The sequence below is a fragment of the Paenarthrobacter aromaticivorans genome (genome assembly GCF_019038615.1).
GTDB classification, from domain to species: Bacteria; Actinomycetota; Actinomycetes; order Actinomycetales; family Micrococcaceae; genus Arthrobacter; species Arthrobacter aromaticivorans.
In genome coordinates, this window is the sequence record NZ_JAHOPC010000001.1 from 496399 (window position 1) to 512614 (window position 16216).

Sequence of the window (16216 nt, forward strand, 5' to 3'; positions counted from 1 at the left end):
ACCGTCACCCGGACTGACGATGTCTGTGATGCCTTGAATAATCGTCAAACACCTCCAGGGATGTCGTCCCAGGATGACGGAATCTGCCGCGAAGAACCGTTGCTAGATCTTCCAAAGCTGCCTCCAGCATCCGTCCGGCAAACTGGAGTTCCCGGTTCTCACTCGCTTTGGCTCCCGACGCGAGGTGATGGGCATACACGACAGTGGCCGGCAGGGAACCCCTGGGCTCGACTTCATGGAAGTAATAGGTTTCGTGGAAAGAGAGCATGTCCACGCTTACGGACGCGACGCTTCTGGCCAGCGATTCGAGCATGCCCGCGGCATGGCGCGGATCCATTGAAGATGCGCCGGCAGGGCCTGCAGCTTCCCTGAACAGGTTCAGTTGGTGGGCAAGAGCCCGACGGCGGTTCAGGGCAGGGTACATCTGAAGGATCCCAGAGACCGTGGCCGTCAGCAACCCGAAACCCGTGACTGCCTCGGAGGCAGAGACCAGCCTGAGCAGAGGACTGCCTGCCACTACGTCTCCGAATCCCACCGTGGAAAGCGTGACCATCGAGACGTAGACCGCTTCGAAGAAATCGCTCTGCTGCGGCACCCCCGCTTCGTAAACGAACCCCTCCGGCAGATGCGGTAGGTAAAGCAGAGCCCAGCCTACGACTACCAGGGCTGCCCAAGCGCCGATAACTGCAGCCATTGCCACGGGAGCTGCCAACGAAGAGGCCCGTCCCCTGACTCGTTTGGAAAGAAGCCAGAATCCGCGCATTATCATCCTGCTCACGGGCCCCGAACCGTGCGGATAAAGTAGCGTGTGGAAGACGTCGACGAGCATAAGCAGGATCAGCCCGGCTCCCAACACTGTCCACAACACGTCCCCGAAGTCCATGCCTCATCATAGATTCCGCCCGGACTCAGCGGCGGTCGCCGTGTCCCGCGTAACCGCGCTGATCCTGCCATCGGCCCGGTCTGCAGAGCCCACTTCTATCCGGTGGTCTCGCCTGCGAAAAGGGCATCGGCCCTCTACCCGGGGGAATACCAGGGCTTCGCTTTAGATTTCTCCCGACCGGCTCGGCTCGAGTCTTTCTTGGGGAGCATGGAGGACGTAAAGAAAACCCCGCTCTTTCCCTTTTATTGCTGGGAAAGAGCGGGGTTTTCGCTGGTGGCTCCGACCGGCGTCGATCCGGTGACCTTTCGATTTTCAGTCGAACGCTCTACCAACTGAGCTACAGAGCCTAGGTGACAAGTCACCTTGAGAACCGAAATTACTTCCGGCGCTCAGAGCGACCCTGACGGGACTTGAACCCGCGACCTCCGCCGTGACAGGGCGGCGCGCTAACCAACTGCGCTACAGGGCCTTGCGTTTGCAGTATCTCTACCGCGTTTTTTTCAAGGCTTCTAGCTTACCAGACTTTTTTCATCCGATTTACCACTTGCCTTGCGTACCCCCAACGGGATTCGAACCCGTGCCGCCGCCGTGAAAGGGCGGTGTCCTAGGCCGCTAGACGATGGGGGCCTGAACTCAATTCGGATTATGCGAGGAAAAACAACACTTTATGCGTTCTTTTCGGTTCTCACCCGTCCGAACTGGACTCTAAAACTTTAGAGCATAGATAGCGATATTCCCAAATCGAGGTCTGGACTCCCCTCAAAGGGAGGTTACCGGACGTGTTCAAGGAGGTCGCCAACCTGGCAGTCGAGCGCCTCGCAGATGGCCGTGAGCGTAGAGAAGCGGATGGCCTTGGCCCGGTCGTTTTTGAGGACGGACAGGTTGACGAGGCTCACCCCAACGCGACGGCTGAGCTCCGTCAGTGTCATGCCGCGGAGCTCCAGCAACTCGTCCAACTTGCAGTGAATGGCACTTATTTCTTCGGCAGGCATCAAACAAGGCCTTCGGTGTCGCGCTGTAGGCGTCGTCCAAACTGGAAGACGCCCGCAAGCAACACCAACGCTCCACCAGCCACCAAATGTGCAGGGTTGAACTCGGAAATGTAGAGCAACGTTTCCCCGGCCCTTGCCGGCGCGGCTCCAAGCTCTTCTGCCAGCCGGTTCTTGGCGGTGGAATCCAGAATCTGGGCTGCGCTTCCCGAAATTGCCAGGAGCATGCCGGCGGACCCAACGATGACGGCAGTGCGCGGGCCGAACAGCATGCTGCTCGTAAGTCGATAGGCCAGCAGAACCAGGAGCAAAACGACGCAGAGGACGGCCACCAGATTCATGGCTGCCGACCAACCCAGGAGTGAAGCCTCATATTCAGGAAGGACGGGGACGCTTACCTGCACTTGCGAGACGTGGGCTACGGCACCGAGATCCAGCGCTTCCGACTCCCGAGTGGAGGGGTCAAGGGGCAGCCGCAGGACCACCTCTCCGGAGCCATTGCTGATGATCGTCGAGGCTGTTGAAACCGAAGCGGCAATGGCCACCGCCACGGAGACGACAATGAGTACGGCCGAATCCACTCTCGAGAGCACACTCACGCGCGCCAACGAATCAATGATCTTTCTTTTTGAACCCACGATTCCCCCAATGGTTATCGAGATTCGTTAATATCGAACATCGATAAGATAACTCCACGGACCACGCGGCGTCAAACATTGGCAGCTTATTGCCGTGACGCGTCCGAAAACCGCCAGCCGAGCCAGCCTCCCCGGCACTAGATTGGCTCTATGACAACCACCACCCCGGCCGAACCCGGCCAGCCGTCCCCGGGCATGCAACCGCGCAACACCCCCGCGCCTGCAGCGCCCATCAGCAAACTCGGCATCGCCGCCGTCGTCGTCACCGTAGTCCTGTGGGCTTCAGCGTTCGTCGGCATCCGCGCTGTGGGCCCAAGCTTCTCCCCCGGTTCCTTGACGCTCGGACGGTTGGCGGTTGCCGCCGTCGTTCTTGGAATTGTGGTGCTGCCTACCCTGAAAGTCTGGCCGCGGGGCAAGGAATGGTGGCCCATTGTGGCGTACGGGGTGATGTGGTTCGGCGGTTACAACGTGGCGCTGAACGCCGCGGAGCACATGCTCGACGCCGGTACCAGCGCCATGCTGATCAACGTCTCGCCCATCCTCATTGCAGTCCTCGCCGGAGTGGTCCTTAAGGAAGGCTTCCCGCGGTGGTTGCTGATCGGGAGCGCCGTTGCGTTCGGTGGCGTGGCGATGATCGCCCTCGGTTCGGGACAGCGTTCGACGGCGGATGTCGCCGGGGTGTTGTTGTGCTTGCTTGCCGCCGTGCTCGCCTCTGTCAGCGCGATCCTCCAGAAACCGGTCCTGCGGAAGTTTACTGCCGGGCAAGCCACGTGGTTCGGCATCATGGTGGGCGCTGTTTGCTGCCTCCCGTGGACAGGGCAATTGATCGCGGAAGTCCAGTCAGCGCCGCTGCCGGCCACACTCGGCTTGGTCTATCTGGGCATCTTTCCTACGGCCATCGCCTTCACAACGTGGGCGTACGCGCTGTCCCTGATTTCGGCCGGCAAACTGGCGGCCACGACGTACCTTGTCCCAGGCACCACTATCCTCATCTCCTGGGCTGTGCTTCAGGAAGTCCCAACGATCTGGGGACTGATCGGCGGCGTGGTGTGCTTGGTCGGCGTGGCCCTGACTCGGCGCACGCCAAGGGTTGCCCGGCCCACGCCAGAGGTTGCTGCCGCGCGGACCTCGAAGGTTATCCGGCGGACAGCCAAGTGAGCTAGCGGGCCATACCCGCAAGGAGTTCTCGGTGGGTGGGCGGATTGGCACCCGGACGGCCGACAGTAATGGATGCTGCCATGGATGCCGTGGTGCCGATCCGCTCTAGGACCGTGGGCGCCAGGCCGTCGCTGCCACGCAGGAGCAGGCCCATAATGAGTGCCGACATGTATGAATCCCCGGCGCCGATGGTGTCGGCCACGTTCGAGGGAATGGCGGGGACGGTGAGTTGTATGTGCCGGGTGGCCATGAGCGAACCGCTGGAGCCCTGGGTCACTACTGCGAGCCCAGTGCCCAATGCCAGGAGGTGGTTCGCAGTGTCCTCAAACCCCTTGCCCGGGTATAGCCAGCGGGCGTCGTGGGCGCTCATTTTCACGACGTCCGTCAATGGCACCAACTCCTCGAAAAGGGAAAGTGCCTCGTGGTGGCTGCCGAGGAGATCGACGCGGATGTTGGGATCGTAAGTAATCATGCAGCCGCCCTGCGCCTGCTCCAACAGGCTCCGGACAACACTGGCTCCAGGTTCAAGGAATGTTGCGATCGAACCTGTGTGCAGGATTCTTGGGGCATACGGCAGCGCGAGCGGAGCAAGTGCCCAATCAATCTCGAACGTGTACTCAGCCGAACCGTCCGCAGCGATCCGGGCGGTGGCTGTCGCCGTCTTGCCCAGCGACTTTGATCCCGGCAGCAGTACCACGCCCGCGCCCTGAAGGTGCGCGGCAATGGCGTCGCCCCGCTGGTCCCGTCCGATGGCGGTCAGCAGGCCCGCCTTCACGTCCAGGCGCCCGAGCCCGTAGGCAACGTTGGCCGGTGAGCCTCCGGGATATTCGATCTGCCCATCGGACGACTCCACGATGTCGATGAGCGCCTCGCCTACCACGACGACGTCGAGGGGCTCAGATGCGGAGGTAGGAGTGGCGGTCATGCGGTTCCTGTTCGTTCGTTGGTGAGATGCGGAGGCTTGCCTACGGAATGCCGTTCGACGAGCTCGCATTCGAACAGTTCAGCATGATCTGGGGACGGTGCACCAGCGAGCATCACCTCCAGGGCGTCAATGTTCCTTGTTGGGACTAGAGTCGGATCATGTCCGCGAATCTCCCTCCCGGCCTGCCCATCGTTCCCGACGGCGATCTCCCGTCCTCTCCGCTTCCGGAGCGGACGGCAGTGCATAGCCCAATCGAGCATGCCCCCACTGGATTGGCCGGAGTTGACGCGGACTTTCCTGCCGCACCGTTCCAAATGTCGCCGGAGGAGTTCGAAGAAGCTGTGAGCGACGCTTTGCAGCTGATCCCGCCCAAAGCTGCCAGCGCCATGGACAACGTGGCGATCTTCATCGAGGACGACTACACCCCGCGCCCAGATGAAGATCCGGACACCGTGTTACTTGGTTTGTACGAGGGCGTGCCGTTGACCGAACGCGACTCCTGGTGGGAAGCGGGCTCATTGCCGGATCGGATCACTATTTTCCGGCAACCCATCCTGGACATCTGCGCCACCCGCGAGGAAGTCATCGACGAAGTGGCCATAACGGTGATCCACGAGATCGCCCACCACTTCGGAATTGACGACGACCGCCTGCATGAGCTCGGCTGGGGCTAGCCTTGTAAGCATGGGGCACGATCACAACCACTCCCACGGAGTAACGGCAACCGGCAAACATCGCAAACGGCTGATTGCCGTCCTGGCCATCACCTTGGGTGTGGTGGGCATCCAGGTAGTTGGCGCACTCATCTCCGGATCGCTGGCGCTGCTGGCCGATGCGGGCCACATGCTGTCCGACGCTGCAGGCGTATTCATCGCGTTGATGGCGGCCTGGATCGCGACCCGCCCGGCGAGCGATCAACGGACTTACGGATATCAACGGGCCGAGGTCCTCGCGGCCTTGGCTAACGCGCTTGTACTCATCGTCATCGCAGTCGTCATCATGATCGAGGCCATCCGCCGCTTTGGGGAGTCGCCGGAAATCCATACGGACGTCATGCTGTGGGCGGCGATCCTGGGCGCCGTAGCCAACCTCATTTCGCTGATGATCCTGCAGGGGGCCCAAAAAGAAAGCCTCAACGTCCGCGGGGCCTACCTTGAGGTGCTTGGCGATCTTCTCGGCTCGATCGCCGTTATTGTGGCAGCCATCGTCATCATGACCACGGGCTTCACTGCCGCCGACCCCATTGCCTCTGTCCTGATCGCCCTCATGATCATCCCCCGCGCCTGGCACCTGCTCCGCGATGTTGTGGACGTACTTCTGGAAGCTACCCCCAAGGGCGTTGACGTAAACATGATCCGCGAGCACATCCTTGCCGTGGAAGGCGTAGTGGAGGCCCACGACATCCACATCTGGACCATCACTTCCGGGGTGCCCGTGTTCTCCGCCCATGTTGTTGTTGAAGACGAGGTCCTTAACGCCAGCGGGGCAGACAGTATCCTGGACCAGCTCGGATCCTGCTTGGGGCGCCATTTCGACACCGAGCACTGCACTTTCCAGCTGGAACCTGTCAGCCACTCCGAGCACGAGTCACACCAGCACGCCTAGCCGGGCGCGTCACCTGGTGTCGTAGTTACCGTTCCTGCTGCTCCATCCACCGTGATGATCTGGCCTGAGCTGATCCGCAGGGTTGCATCGGGCACGCCCACCACCGCCGGTATGCCGTATTCGCGGGCCACCACGGCGCCGTGGGAGTTGGGACCGCCCATTTCCATGACAAGGCCGCCAGCGGTGAGGAACAGGGGCGTCCAGCCGGGGTCGGTGGAGGGCGCCACGAGGATTTCCCCAGGTTCCAGATGGGCGCCAACGGGGTCCAGGATGACCCGCGCCGGGGCTGTGATGACGCCCGCCGACGCCGGACTGCCGGAGAGGGCTCCGGGAGAAGCTGGACTGCCACCTGCAGCAGTGGCTTCGGGTTCCGTCCCGTCTGAGAGCAATACCCGCGGAATATGCCGACGCCTCAGTTCCTGCGCGTAGTCTGCGCGGCGATCTGCCACGAGTTGGTGGAGCTTGTTGCCGGCCAACGCGGTTTCTACTTCGTTGAGGTCAAGGAAGAAGACATCCTCGGCAAGTTCAATCCGCCCTGCCTCTGCCAGTTCTGCTCCGACCAGCGATAGTTGTTCCCTTGCCGAAGCCAAGCCGAGGACGAGGTTGTACTTGGGCAGCTCCCGCATTCCGGCAAACCTGCGCGTACGGTCCAACGCTGTACGGACCAGCTTGGCGTGGAGTGGACTCTTGGCCCTTGCCCGCGCAACCAACCTGGCAACCTGTTCATCTGCCTCCCGGGCAGCTTTCGCGAACTGCTGGTCGGGTGCGTCAGAGGTGTGCTCGAGCCGCAGATAGTTGACCACAACGCCAAGTATGTGGGTTGGGTCATCCGACCATCGGGGCATGCCGAGGTCGATCTCAGCCACAGCCCGGTGCCCATAATTGCGCAGGAAAGCTTCAAGCCCGGATTGGGCAACTGCTGGAAGTTCCCTGTCCTTGAACTGCTGAACGAGTTCTTCGAGTGTGGGATAACCCAGGAACGCCAAGGCCTCCGGATCTTCCCTGATTTCCCTTGCAAGCTGCCACAGTGCAAGGTCCATCTCGGTGGTGACATTGTTGGGCAGCCCGCGAATCACCGTTTGGAGTTGATCCAAGGGAGCTTGCTCACCCAGCACTTTCCGGACGAGCCCAAGCATCGCAAAGCCCAGAACGGGAAGGGGCAGGACTTGGGGCACCGTTGCGAATACTTCCTCCCCAAGGATTCTCTGCACGTGGGCGATCCGCTGATGGGCGGTAATACCCTCCGGCACCCTGAGGGCCTGATGGAGCTCTGCCCCGAGCTGCTCTTGGCGCTTCATTGCGGCGTCGGGACGGAAAAGAGCCCGGAGTACCGTCTCTGGAACACGGTATTTAGCGGCAACGGGCGCAACGTGCCGGATGAGTCTTATCGGAGTTTTGATGGCGACGGCGAACCGGGGGTCATCGAAAAGGCCACGAATCACCGCCGCAGAACGGGCCTCCATGATGTCAAAGATGCGCGGCACAACGGCCCGGCCCACCTTGCTGCGGAGCACGGATGTGAAGTCGAAGAAGATCCTCTGCCCGGCCTCATAGTAGGGCGATGGTCCCGAGCGTGGATCGGGGACATCGAAAGCCGCCCTGCGGGCAACGCTGGAGGCAATCAGGCGGATACCCGCCAGACCCATGGGCGTCAGAGGCCTGGTGAGGCCTTGGGCGAGACTGAAGTTCAGGAACGCGTGCGCGCCGGGAGTCGCCGGCACTCGCGAGGTCAGCGGATAGAGGGTAGTGATGGGTCTTGCCTGCGTGAGCCACAATTTCCCGGACGAATCGATCGCCCATTCTGTGTCCTGCGGGGCTCCATAGTGGGCTTCGACGCGCCTCCCCAGATCGGCCAGCGCACGGATCTGGTCATCGCTGAGGCACGGCTCTACAGGGTAGTTTTCGGTTGCCGCGGCATGGTTTTCGCTTGCCGCGGTATGACCGGCCCGCTCAATTCGTTCGGTGCCACCGCCGGCCAGCGATCGGATCTCTACCTGCCGGTCACCAAGTGTCCGTTTCAGGATGGCGTTGCTCTGCGTATCAACTACGTACTGATCGGGATTAACGGCGCCTGACACTACGGCTTCGCCCAGGCCAGGGCTGGCATCGATCACAGCTTCACGCCGCCGCCCCGTAACCGGGTTGGCCGTGAACATCACACCGGCCGTCGCGGAATCCACCATCTCCTGGACAACGACGGCCAGCGTCACCGTGGCATGGTCAATACCGTTGGTTGTCCTGTAGCTCACTGCCCGGTCCGTCCAGAGCGATGCCCAACAGCGGCTTACAGCGTCCAGGACTGCGTCTTCTCCGACCACGTTCAGGAAAGTGTCCTGCTGCCCGGCAAAACTGGCGAAGGGCAAGTCCTCGGCCGTGGCTGAGGACCTCACTGCGACGGGGGCAGCGTCTCCCAACTTCCGATACGCCGCCCGTACCGACTCAGCGACGTCGGTGGGAACTCCGGCGTCGAGCACCAAGGACCTTGCCCGGGTGGCGAGCCTATTCAGTTCGTCAAGGTCAGAAGCTCCGGCGTCTTGCAGAAGTGCGAAGATCTCCTCCATACCAATCGCTGAAAGGGCGTACCGGTAAGCGGACGTTGTGAGGCAAAAGCCTGGGGGCACTGGAAGGCGGGCGGCATTCAACTCGCCGAGATTGGCGGCCTTGCCACCTACCTCGGGGAGCATGTCCGCCCGGATGTCCGCGATGTCCCGAATGAACACTTGGCCGTTTACATCCGGGCCCGTGCTGTCTTCCTGCCTATGCTTCCCATGCTGCTGGTTATCCATGGACGGTGTGCGCCATGGCCCTAAGCCGCGCCGAGCATGGGTCCGAATTTTGGCCGGTCTGCCAGCCGCGGATCCTCGCGGTCCGGAACAACGAGGACCGGGCCCTTGGCGTGATGGAGCACCCCATCAGAGGTGGATCCAAGGAGCATGCCCGCGAAACCACCCCGGCCACGCGTACCCAGGACAACGAGCTCCACGCCCCGGCTGGCCTCAACCAACACGTCGACTGGTGAGCCGTCCCTGAGGTCTGTTTCCACGGACAGCTGGGGGAAGTGGCTGCGGAGCCAGGCGACACCTGCATCCAATTGGACTTTGATGTCCGCGAACAGGGCATCGCGGTCCAACGGTGCCGGCACCCACGCCAATGAACCGCTGTACTGCGGGACTGCGCAAATGACGCGCAGTTTGGCGCCCATCCGCTGGGCTTGTTCGGCCGCCTCAAGGACAGCGACTCGGGCCTGCTCCGAACCGTCCACACCAACGGCGACGACGTTTTCCACGGTGCGGGGCCCTGACTTGGCGTGCTCAGCCTTGATGTGCTTGTCCTCGGTGTTCTCGCCCAAACGGTCTGCGCAATACAGCGGGACCGTTACGGTGGGGCATTTTGCGTGAGCCGGCAAGGCGCTGCTGACCGAGCCCAGGAGACGCCCGACAAAGCCACCACGGCCACGGCTGCCGAACACCAGAAGGGCAGCGTCCGCGGAGAGGTCAAGGAGGACACCCGCGGCATCACCATTCTCCACTGAAGCGTCGACGTCGATGTTGTAACTGGAGACTTTATCCATGGCCTGCTTGACGATTGCTTCCGCGCCCTCGCGGATCACGGAATCGTCCACAGTGGCGTATCCGCCGTCGAGGCCGGAGGCTGCGAAGATCGGCACCGAATAAGCCGTGACTATATGCAGGGGAAGTTGGCGCCGGTCCGCCTCACGCGCAGCCCATACAAGGGCGCATTGACCGTGCTCGGAACCATCCACTCCGACGACGATTCCGCCAGGCGCCACAGCCTGGTCCTCGCCGTCCCGCGGTTCTTCAACGTGTCTGCCGTGCTGGTCCATGGGGCCCGCCTCTCCACCTACTGCTTGATGTTCCGGCCATTCTGCCAGAGGTTCTCCGTACCGGTGTTCCCTTGCTGGTGCAACCAAATAGCCAGGGCGAAGAACCCGTGGGGTTCTCCTTCCAATGCCCACTATTCTCGGTTGGCAATGCCGAATCAAGGCGACTATCGGGTATGTGGATAACGGTCCGGGCTCGGTTTTTGGCACGCTCTCCGTCCTTCAGGTTGCGCTGCGGATGAACATCCAAAACACGCTGTCGCGGAGGCTATCCATGGCAGAAAAAGTTCGGTAGTGTTCGAGTCACCGAATGGCCGGCAAAAGTGTCCCAGGACACAACCCGGCCATTTATTTGCGGCCGCTTGGGGAACTCGGACGCGATCCCACGCGCTGCCGAAAGGCACACACGTCAAGGAGGAACCCAAGCAGTGTCACTCACTCCTGATTCCGTCACGGAACGGACTACTACCGTGGTGATCGGCACCGGTCTCTCCGGCTTGGCTGTTGCCAGCGAACTCAGCCGCTATGGCGTAGGTTCCATCGTGCTGGATGGCTTTGGTACTTTATCGGCCACCGGACCGGCGGTGCACACAGGAATGATCCAGCGCTGCGACGTAGCTGACCCCGCGGCAATGCAGGAACGCAACGAAATCCTGCGCCATTTGCGCAACTACGCCGCCAGCCATCACTTGGATGTCCGCACCACCACACGCGCTGTTCGTCTTGACTTCCTCGGTGGAGACTCGTCCTCGCAGCTGGGATACGGGCCCGTCGCAAGTCTGAACACGGCCAGCCTGAGGGCTGGGCTGAGCGTCTATGGCCCCCTTGAGTCCACCCCGCGGCAGTGGGCCGTGCATACAGCCAGCGGAGTTCTCCTGGCCGACCACATCGTGGTGACGCGCTGCGCGCAGAGCCAGCTACGCCGAATGCTTGCCGACCTGGGAATCGCCATAGGCCAGAACTTCGCGGCAGCCATGCGTGCCGTCGGGATGCACTTGGTGGGCGTAGGGGAACTTATTACGCCCACGCCCAAGGAAGTACTGCGGCAAGCCAAGGCAGTGGGGCAAGCGATCTCATCCAAGGTGGCCCTCCCAGCCGGGCCAGGCATCGCCCTTGCCTAGAACCCCTAGGACTAGAACCTAGGACTAGAACCCTTGGCCTGGAATTCTGGCCCGGAACCGGAACGTGGAAATGGTCGAGCCAACCGAAGCCTGTTCCTGAAACGAACAAAAATTAACTCAGAAGGCCGGTACCTTCGAAGACGTGAGTCCTCGAAGGCACCGGCCTTTGAGTTGGAGCGTGAAGCTTAGGCGCCAGCGCGTACGTACGTGATGGGGCCGGTTGCGGTGAGCCAGCTGATCGGGTGGATGCCCGTCTGGTTGCCGTTGATGCCTCCGCTGATAGCCTGGCCGTTGCCGATGTAGATGGCTACGTGGCCGGACTGGACGATCATGTCACCGGGCTGGGGGTCGCTGACAACCTTGCCGTAGTTCAGGAACTGCATGGGTGCGAGGTCCCCAACCGGGATGCCTGCAGAGCCGAGGGCCCTTTCCACCATGGCGGTGCAATCCTGCATGATGCCGATCTGGGCGTAAGCCGAGGCGACCATGGCAGCGTTGACGCCACCAACAGCCGGAGCTGCAGCGGGAGCAGCCGCAACAGGAGCGGTAGCCGTAGTGGTTGCAGATGCCTGGACGGTGGTCGTTGCCGCGGCCTTCTTGGCAACCGGAGCCGGAGCAACGGGAGCCGGCTTTTCAATGACGGGAGCCGCCACGGAAGCAACCGCGGGGCGCTCGAAGTTAATCGTGGCCGTGGATGCGGCCGTAACAACCTTGGTGGGACCCTCAGTTACGGTCTCGGCGACAGTAGCGGGGCTGGAGTCGCGCTGGACAGGGGTCTCTGCTGCGTGGGCAGCAATGGAGCCCGTCAGGACGAGGCCTGAAGCTGCTGCGATGACAGCGGCCTGGCGACCTGCGCCAGATGCGTTGCTGGCAACTGCCTTGGAGATGGAGATGAACGGATTAGGACGTACGCTGTCCGCCTTACGACGGCCGCGAAGAATGCGTGAAGACATGAAAGAGCCTCTCCCGATGCCTGCGAGGTTAGCTGTCGGATTCGGATGGGAGTCACCCGGCCACTATCCCCCGCTGTTCAGCGGAAGCTTCGTGACTTCACCCCAAGGCGCGCTCTGAAAGCGGGCCAAAATGGGTTCCCCGTCTCTGCCGTAGGTTTGTCTGCGAACGGATTCCGGACTGCGGCAGAGCTAGGCAATCAGGCCGGAAATGCCCGTTACGTGGAACAGGCACAAGTACAACCGTACGGGAAGATCACCCCAAAGTCACATTTACGTAACGAGCGGTTCGTTTTTGGCGTGTCGCGGTGACCGTTTCGAGATCTTCGCAAGTATGTAGAAAACCCTGCTATTCCGGGGAATTTTCGCCATCCGGCTCGCTCGGAGCCGCGAGCTTCTTCCGCGCGGTAACGGCGAGGAAGATCACAAGAGCGATCGCCACCACAGCGAGGCCAACGATGCTCCAGGGGAATGGTTGGGAAGCTGCCGGAGCCGGCTCAGTATTTTCCGTACCGGGAGCGGCTGTGCCCGCCGTCGGAACAACCGCCGAAGCCGAAGGGGAGGCACCTGCTGAGCCGCCCGCCGTCGTCGTGCCTGTCCCGGAAGCTGTGAACTTGAAGGTTCCCTCGATTGGGTGGGAGTCTGAACTGACCGCGCGCCACACCACCGTGTATTCGCCGGCAGGAGCGCCCGGACGCAGCTTCTGAACAGCCATGTTGTCGATGATTTCCACTGCGCCATCTGCCCAGTTTTCGCCCCCAGCGGTGACAGTCACGCCCGAACCGATGGCAAGTGGCCGGTTGTTGAACGTGATGGATACCGACGCCGGCACTTCAGCCACCCGGGCACCGTTGGCCGGAGTTGTTGATTCGGCGACGTCGTGCGCGGAGGCCGGAGCTGCACCAAACAGCAACGCGGAAGCGAAAGCGATAGCGGCTACGACGGCGGCCAGAAGCGGGCGGATGGTACGCATGGGGCGGTTTCTCCTAGTGTTGGCTTCCTTACAGACTAGGCGAATCGTTCCAGCAGCCCACATTGGCGGGCATAGGATTTGAGAGCAAACTCCCCCGATCCCCGGAGACCTTCATGCTTAAACAAGGTTCTGCAATCGACCGCTACTTCAAGATCTCCGAGCGCGGGTCCACATACTCGCGGGAAATTCGCGGCGGCTTCGCAACCTTCTTCGCCATGAGCTACATCGTGGTGCTGAACCCGCTGATCCTCTCCGGGGCAGACTCGAGCGGAGCATCACTCGGCTTCACGGCCGTAGCGGCAACCACTGCCTTCGTAGCGGGCATCCTCACCATCCTCATGGGCGCCTGGGCCAAGCACCCCTTCGCCGTGGCAACTGGCCTGGGAGTGAACGCATTCGTCGCCGTGACGGTTGCCTCCCACCCGGGGCTGACATGGCCGGACATGATGGGGCTGGTGGTGCTTTCGGGTCTCACCATGCTCATCCTGGTACTGACTGGATTCCGCACGGCCGTTTTCAGGGCCGTCCCGGAAGCGCTCAAGACGGCGATCGTAGTAGGGATTGGCCTCTTCATCGCCTTGATCGGGCTGGTCAACGCTGGTTTCGTCCGACGCATCCCGGATGCCGCCGGCACCACGGTCCCGCTCGGCCTTGGCGTGGATGGCAAGCTGATGGGCTGGCCAACGTTGGTGTTCGCCGTCGGCCTGGTCCTGACCATCGCGTTGGTGGTGCGAAAGGTCCGCGGGGCAATCCTGATCGGCATCGTGGTGTCCACGGCCCTGGCCGCCATCCTTGAATTCACGCTTCATATTGGTCCCAGCTTCGACGGTAAGAACGTCAACCCGCGCGGTTGGTCACTGGTGGCTCCCAAGCTTTCCGAATGGGGCGCGCCGGACCTCTCCCTGATCGGCAAAGCCAACCCCTTCGGAGCCTTTGAACACCTCGGATTTGTGGCTGCTGCGCTGTTGGCGTTCGTGATCCTCCTCAGCATCTTCTTCGACGCCATGGGCACCATGGTGGGCCTGGCCAACGAGGCAGGAACGGTGGACGAGCACGGCAACATTCCCAATGTGGACCGCGTCCTGCAGGTTGATGCCCTGGGCGCAATCGTCGGTGGCGGTGCCTCCGTTTCGTCCAACCAGATCTTCGTTGAGTCGGGCGCGGGTATTGGCGAGGGTGCCCGCACCGGGCTGGCCTCCATTGTCACGGGCCTGCTCTTCCTGGTAGCCATGTTCTTCACGCCGCTCATTAACCTGGTTCCGTTCGAAGCCGTGGCGCCTGCGCTTGTGGTGGTGGGCTTCATGATGGTGTCCCAGGTTGGCAAGATCGACTGGCAGGACTGGGGCGTTGGTATTCCTGCGTTCCTGACGATCGCCCTCATGCCATTCACGTACTCCATTGCCAACGGCCTCGGCGCGGGCTTCATCTCCTACGTCCTGATCCGCACTTTCCAGGGCCGGGCACGTGAAGTCCACCCCCTGATGTGGGCAGTGGCAGCCGCCTTCCTGCTGTTCTTCGGCATCGGAACTGTGGAGGAGTGGTTGGGCATCAAGTAGCGATGTCCGGCATCTCAGACACCGCAACACGCTGTAGCTGTTTTTTGGAACGCAGGTGGGGTGTGCTTAAAGCATGGCCCCAAACACGAGCACAAACCCCTCCGTAGACGTCCTTCCCACGCCATGGACCGGCCGCTTTGACGGCGACGGCGACGAACATCGCCGCTGGTGGCAGGCCGTAGCACCCCTTACTTCCTCTGCCGCCGCTGGTGCCTCGCGTCCCGCCGTCGTGCTGGGTTTCTGCAGCGACGCCGGAGTGCGGCGTAACAAAGGTCGCGTGGGTGCCGCCGCGGCTCCGGCCGCCATCCGCTCGGCGCTGGGTCCGCTGGCTTTCCACCTGGACCGTGACGTGTTCGACGCCGGCGACGTAGTTGTGGAGGACGACTCACTGGAAGAAGGCCAACAGCGCGCCGGACGCGCCATCTCGGAACTGCTCGACGCCGGAAACCTCACCGCGGTGCTGGGCGGCGGCCACGAGACCGCATTTGCCAGCTACCTGGGGGTTGCCGGATCCAATGCGGTGCGCAGCGGAAAGCGCTTGGGTGTCTTGAACCTGGACGCCCACTTTGACCTGCGCGATGAGCCAACCCCCAGCTCCGGCACCCCGTTCCTCCAGATGGCCCAGGAAGAAACCGCCGCTGGACGCGAACTGCGGTACGCCGTCGTCGGAATCTCGGAGCCCAACAACACCCGCACGCTTTTTGACACCGCTGACCGTCTGGGCGTGAAGTACTTGCTGGACGAGGACTGTTCCGCGGAGCGCGTGGAGACGTTCGTAGCCGACTTCGTGGCCGGAATCGATGTGCTGTACCTGACGATCGACCTGGACGTGCTGCCTGCATCGGTGGCCCCGGGCGTCAGTGCGCCCGCCGCCTATGGGGTGCCGCTTGCCGTGATCAATGCCGTTTGCCGCCAAGTGGCTGCTAGCGGGACGCTGCTGCACTTGGACATTGCCGAATTGAACCCGGAGTTCGATATTGATGGACGAACCGCGAAAGTGGCAGCACGGCTGGTAAACACGCTCTTGGCGTAGGGCCCTGTTCTTAGACGCCGTCCTCCGTTTAGCCTGTGTGGAGGGAAGGACGGCGATGGGCGCAACTCCTGTGCAGGACAAGTGGGCCTGGGTGGCCGGACCCGTCGCTGTCGCTTTGGGTCTTGCCGCACACGTCATTTCCGGTGGGGGTGCCCCGGCGATGCCCGTCCTGCTGGCCTTTGTTGCCATCTCTGCCCTGGCCGCGCAACTGATCGCCCACTGGATTCATGGGCCCATCCTGTTGCTGCTGCTGTCCGGCATAGCCCAGCAGTTGCTGTTCTTCGGCTTCGAAGCCTTGGGTGGCTCATTTTCCGGCGTCGGATTCCTTGACCATCTGCACGGGCAGCCCCAGCAACCAGTTGCCGTTCCTGCGGACAGCCAGCCGGGTTCAGGGGAAGTGCATGCTGCTGACCTGATGCTCTACACCCACGCAGCGGCCGCCATTCTCACCCTGTTGGTGGCTGCGGGGGTTTCGAGGCTGGCCCGGCGGGGGCGTCACCAAGGGCAACGTTCCGCAGCTCTTCCGTAGTCGGTCCTCCGCGAG

Annotated in this window: 15 protein-coding genes, 3 tRNA genes and 1 riboswitch; of the genes, 7 read left to right on the forward strand and 11 right to left on the reverse strand. The window is 62.2% G+C overall.

Annotated elements, in window-relative coordinates:
* Positions 1-4: 4 nt before the first annotated feature.
* From KSW38_RS02365 to KSW38_RS02390, 6 genes are all read right to left on the reverse strand, one after another.
* Positions 5-883 carry a potassium channel family protein gene (locus KSW38_RS02365; protein ID WP_216922322.1) on the reverse strand — a complete coding sequence of 293 codons (879 nt, stop codon included), beginning with the start codon at positions 881-883 and terminating at the stop codon, positions 5-7.
* 271 nt (positions 884-1154) lie between these two features.
* Positions 1155-1230: transfer RNA gene (locus KSW38_RS02370), tRNA-Phe, on the reverse strand.
* Positions 1231-1278: 48 nt separating this feature from the next.
* Positions 1279-1352: transfer RNA gene (locus KSW38_RS02375), tRNA-Asp, on the reverse strand.
* 85 nt (positions 1353-1437) lie between these two features.
* A tRNA-Glu gene (locus KSW38_RS02380) sits at positions 1438-1510 on the reverse strand.
* A gap of 143 nt (positions 1511-1653) precedes the next feature.
* Positions 1654-1875: a helix-turn-helix domain-containing protein gene (locus KSW38_RS02385; protein WP_216922324.1), complete on the reverse strand. Its 222-nt coding sequence runs from the start codon at positions 1873-1875 to the stop codon at positions 1654-1656.
* Positions 1875-2510, reverse strand: a complete 636-nt coding sequence (locus tag KSW38_RS02390) for a hypothetical protein (RefSeq protein WP_216922326.1) — start codon at positions 2508-2510, stop codon at positions 1875-1877. The genes KSW38_RS02385 and KSW38_RS02390 overlap by 1 nt, the downstream gene beginning before the upstream one ends.
* 150 nt (positions 2511-2660) lie before the next feature.
* Between KSW38_RS02390 and KSW38_RS02395 the strand changes: the two genes are divergently transcribed.
* Positions 2661-3668, forward strand: coding sequence for a DMT family transporter (locus tag KSW38_RS02395; protein ID WP_254185962.1), 1008 nt, complete (start codon positions 2661-2663; stop codon positions 3666-3668).
* Between the two features lies 1 nt (position 3669).
* Here the strand turns inward: KSW38_RS02395 and KSW38_RS02400 are convergent, their stop codons facing one another.
* Positions 3670-4593, reverse strand: coding sequence for a carbohydrate kinase family protein (locus tag KSW38_RS02400; protein ID WP_216922328.1), 924 nt, complete (start codon positions 4591-4593; stop codon positions 3670-3672).
* Between the two features lie 158 nt (positions 4594-4751).
* Between KSW38_RS02400 and KSW38_RS02405 the strand changes: the two genes are divergently transcribed.
* Both KSW38_RS02405 and KSW38_RS02410 read left to right on the forward strand, forming a co-directional pair.
* A complete protein-coding gene (locus tag KSW38_RS02405; RefSeq protein ID WP_216922330.1) occupies positions 4752-5267 on the forward strand; it encodes a metallopeptidase family protein in 516 nt (171 codons plus the stop codon).
* Between the two features lie 10 nt (positions 5268-5277).
* Positions 5278-6198 (forward strand): cation diffusion facilitator family transporter, encoded by a 921-nt coding sequence (locus tag KSW38_RS02410; RefSeq protein ID WP_216922332.1) that lies wholly within the window; start codon positions 5278-5280, stop codon positions 6196-6198.
* On the opposite strand, the gene KSW38_RS02415 is transcribed toward KSW38_RS02410, so the two are convergent.
* Both KSW38_RS02415 and KSW38_RS02420 read right to left on the reverse strand, forming a co-directional pair.
* Positions 6195-8984, reverse strand: coding sequence for a PEP/pyruvate-binding domain-containing protein (locus tag KSW38_RS02415; RefSeq protein WP_216922334.1), 2790 nt, complete (start codon positions 8982-8984; stop codon positions 6195-6197). The two genes, KSW38_RS02410 and KSW38_RS02415, sit on opposite strands and share 4 nt — an antisense overlap.
* A 20-nt stretch (positions 8985-9004) precedes the next feature.
* The gene (locus KSW38_RS02420; RefSeq protein WP_216922335.1) at positions 9005-10042 is read right to left on the reverse strand and encodes a universal stress protein; all 1038 of its coding nucleotides are present in this window, start codon (positions 10040-10042) and stop codon (positions 9005-9007) included.
* 425 nt (positions 10043-10467) lie between these two features.
* On the opposite strand from KSW38_RS02420, the gene KSW38_RS02425 reads away from it, so the two are divergent.
* On the forward strand, positions 10468-11160 hold the full coding sequence (locus tag KSW38_RS02425; protein WP_216922337.1) for an NAD(P)/FAD-dependent oxidoreductase: 693 nt from the start codon (positions 10468-10470) through the stop codon (positions 11158-11160).
* 185 nt (positions 11161-11345) lie between these two features.
* Here KSW38_RS02425 and KSW38_RS02430 read toward each other — a convergent pair whose 3' ends face one another.
* Positions 11346-12113: an NlpC/P60 family protein gene (locus tag KSW38_RS02430; protein ID WP_216922340.1), complete on the reverse strand. Its 768-nt coding sequence runs from the start codon at positions 12111-12113 to the stop codon at positions 11346-11348.
* A gap of 3 nt (positions 12114-12116) precedes the next feature.
* Positions 12117-12285, reverse strand: a riboswitch (cyclic di-AMP (ydaO/yuaA leader).
* A 174-nt stretch (positions 12286-12459) separates the two neighbouring features.
* The gene (locus KSW38_RS02435) at positions 12460-13083 is read right to left on the reverse strand and encodes a copper resistance CopC family protein (protein WP_216922342.1); all 624 of its coding nucleotides are present in this window, start codon (positions 13081-13083) and stop codon (positions 12460-12462) included.
* 113 nt (positions 13084-13196) lie between these two features.
* Between KSW38_RS02435 and KSW38_RS02440 the strand changes: the two genes are divergently transcribed.
* The 3 genes from KSW38_RS02440 (at position 13197) to KSW38_RS02450 (ending at position 16201) form a co-directional block, all read left to right on the forward strand.
* Positions 13197-14639 carry an NCS2 family permease gene (locus KSW38_RS02440; RefSeq protein ID WP_216922344.1) on the forward strand — a complete coding sequence of 481 codons (1443 nt, stop codon included), beginning with the start codon at positions 13197-13199 and terminating at the stop codon, positions 14637-14639.
* 73 nt (positions 14640-14712) lie between these two features.
* Complete coding sequence (gene hutG / locus KSW38_RS02445; protein ID WP_216922345.1) at positions 14713-15672, forward strand: formimidoylglutamase; 960 nt, start codon at positions 14713-14715, stop codon at positions 15670-15672.
* A 55-nt stretch (positions 15673-15727) separates the two neighbouring features.
* Positions 15728-16201, forward strand: coding sequence for a hypothetical protein (locus tag KSW38_RS02450; protein ID WP_216922347.1), 474 nt, complete (start codon positions 15728-15730; stop codon positions 16199-16201).
* Positions 16202-16216 lie beyond the last annotated feature (15 nt).

Bases quoted from the DNA above. Each gene is read 5' to 3' on its own strand.
- KSW38_RS02365 (WP_216922322.1), bottom strand. From the start codon at position 883: ATGGACTTCGGGGACGTGTTGTGGACAGTGTTGGGAGCCGGGCTGATC.
- KSW38_RS02385 (WP_216922324.1), bottom strand. From the start codon at position 1,875: ATGCCTGCCGAAGAAATAAGTGCCATTCACTGCAAGTTGGACGAGTTG.
- KSW38_RS02395 (WP_254185962.1), top strand. From the start codon at position 2,661: ATGACAACCACCACCCCGGCCGAACCCGGCCAGCCGTCCCCGGGCATG.
- KSW38_RS02400 (WP_216922328.1), bottom strand. From the start codon at position 4,593: ATGACCGCCACTCCTACCTCCGCATCTGAGCCCCTCGACGTCGTCGTG.
- KSW38_RS02405 (WP_216922330.1), top strand. From the start codon at position 4,752: ATGTCCGCGAATCTCCCTCCCGGCCTGCCCATCGTTCCCGACGGCGAT.
- KSW38_RS02410 (WP_216922332.1), top strand. From the start codon at position 5,278: ATGGGGCACGATCACAACCACTCCCACGGAGTAACGGCAACCGGCAAA.
- KSW38_RS02415 (WP_216922334.1), bottom strand. From the start codon at position 8,984: ATGGATAACCAGCAGCATGGGAAGCATAGGCAGGAAGACAGCACGGGC.
- KSW38_RS02420 (WP_216922335.1), bottom strand. From the start codon at position 10,042: ATGGACCAGCACGGCAGACACGTTGAAGAACCGCGGGACGGCGAGGAC.
- KSW38_RS02430 (WP_216922340.1), bottom strand. From the start codon at position 12,113: ATGTCTTCACGCATTCTTCGCGGCCGTCGTAAGGCGGACAGCGTACGT.
- KSW38_RS02435 (WP_216922342.1), bottom strand. From the start codon at position 13,083: ATGCGTACCATCCGCCCGCTTCTGGCCGCCGTCGTAGCCGCTATCGCT.
- KSW38_RS02440 (WP_216922344.1), top strand. From the start codon at position 13,197: ATGCTTAAACAAGGTTCTGCAATCGACCGCTACTTCAAGATCTCCGAG.
- hutG (WP_216922345.1), top strand. From the start codon at position 14,713: ATGGCCCCAAACACGAGCACAAACCCCTCCGTAGACGTCCTTCCCACG.
- KSW38_RS02450 (WP_216922347.1), top strand. From the start codon at position 15,728: ATGGGCGCAACTCCTGTGCAGGACAAGTGGGCCTGGGTGGCCGGACCC.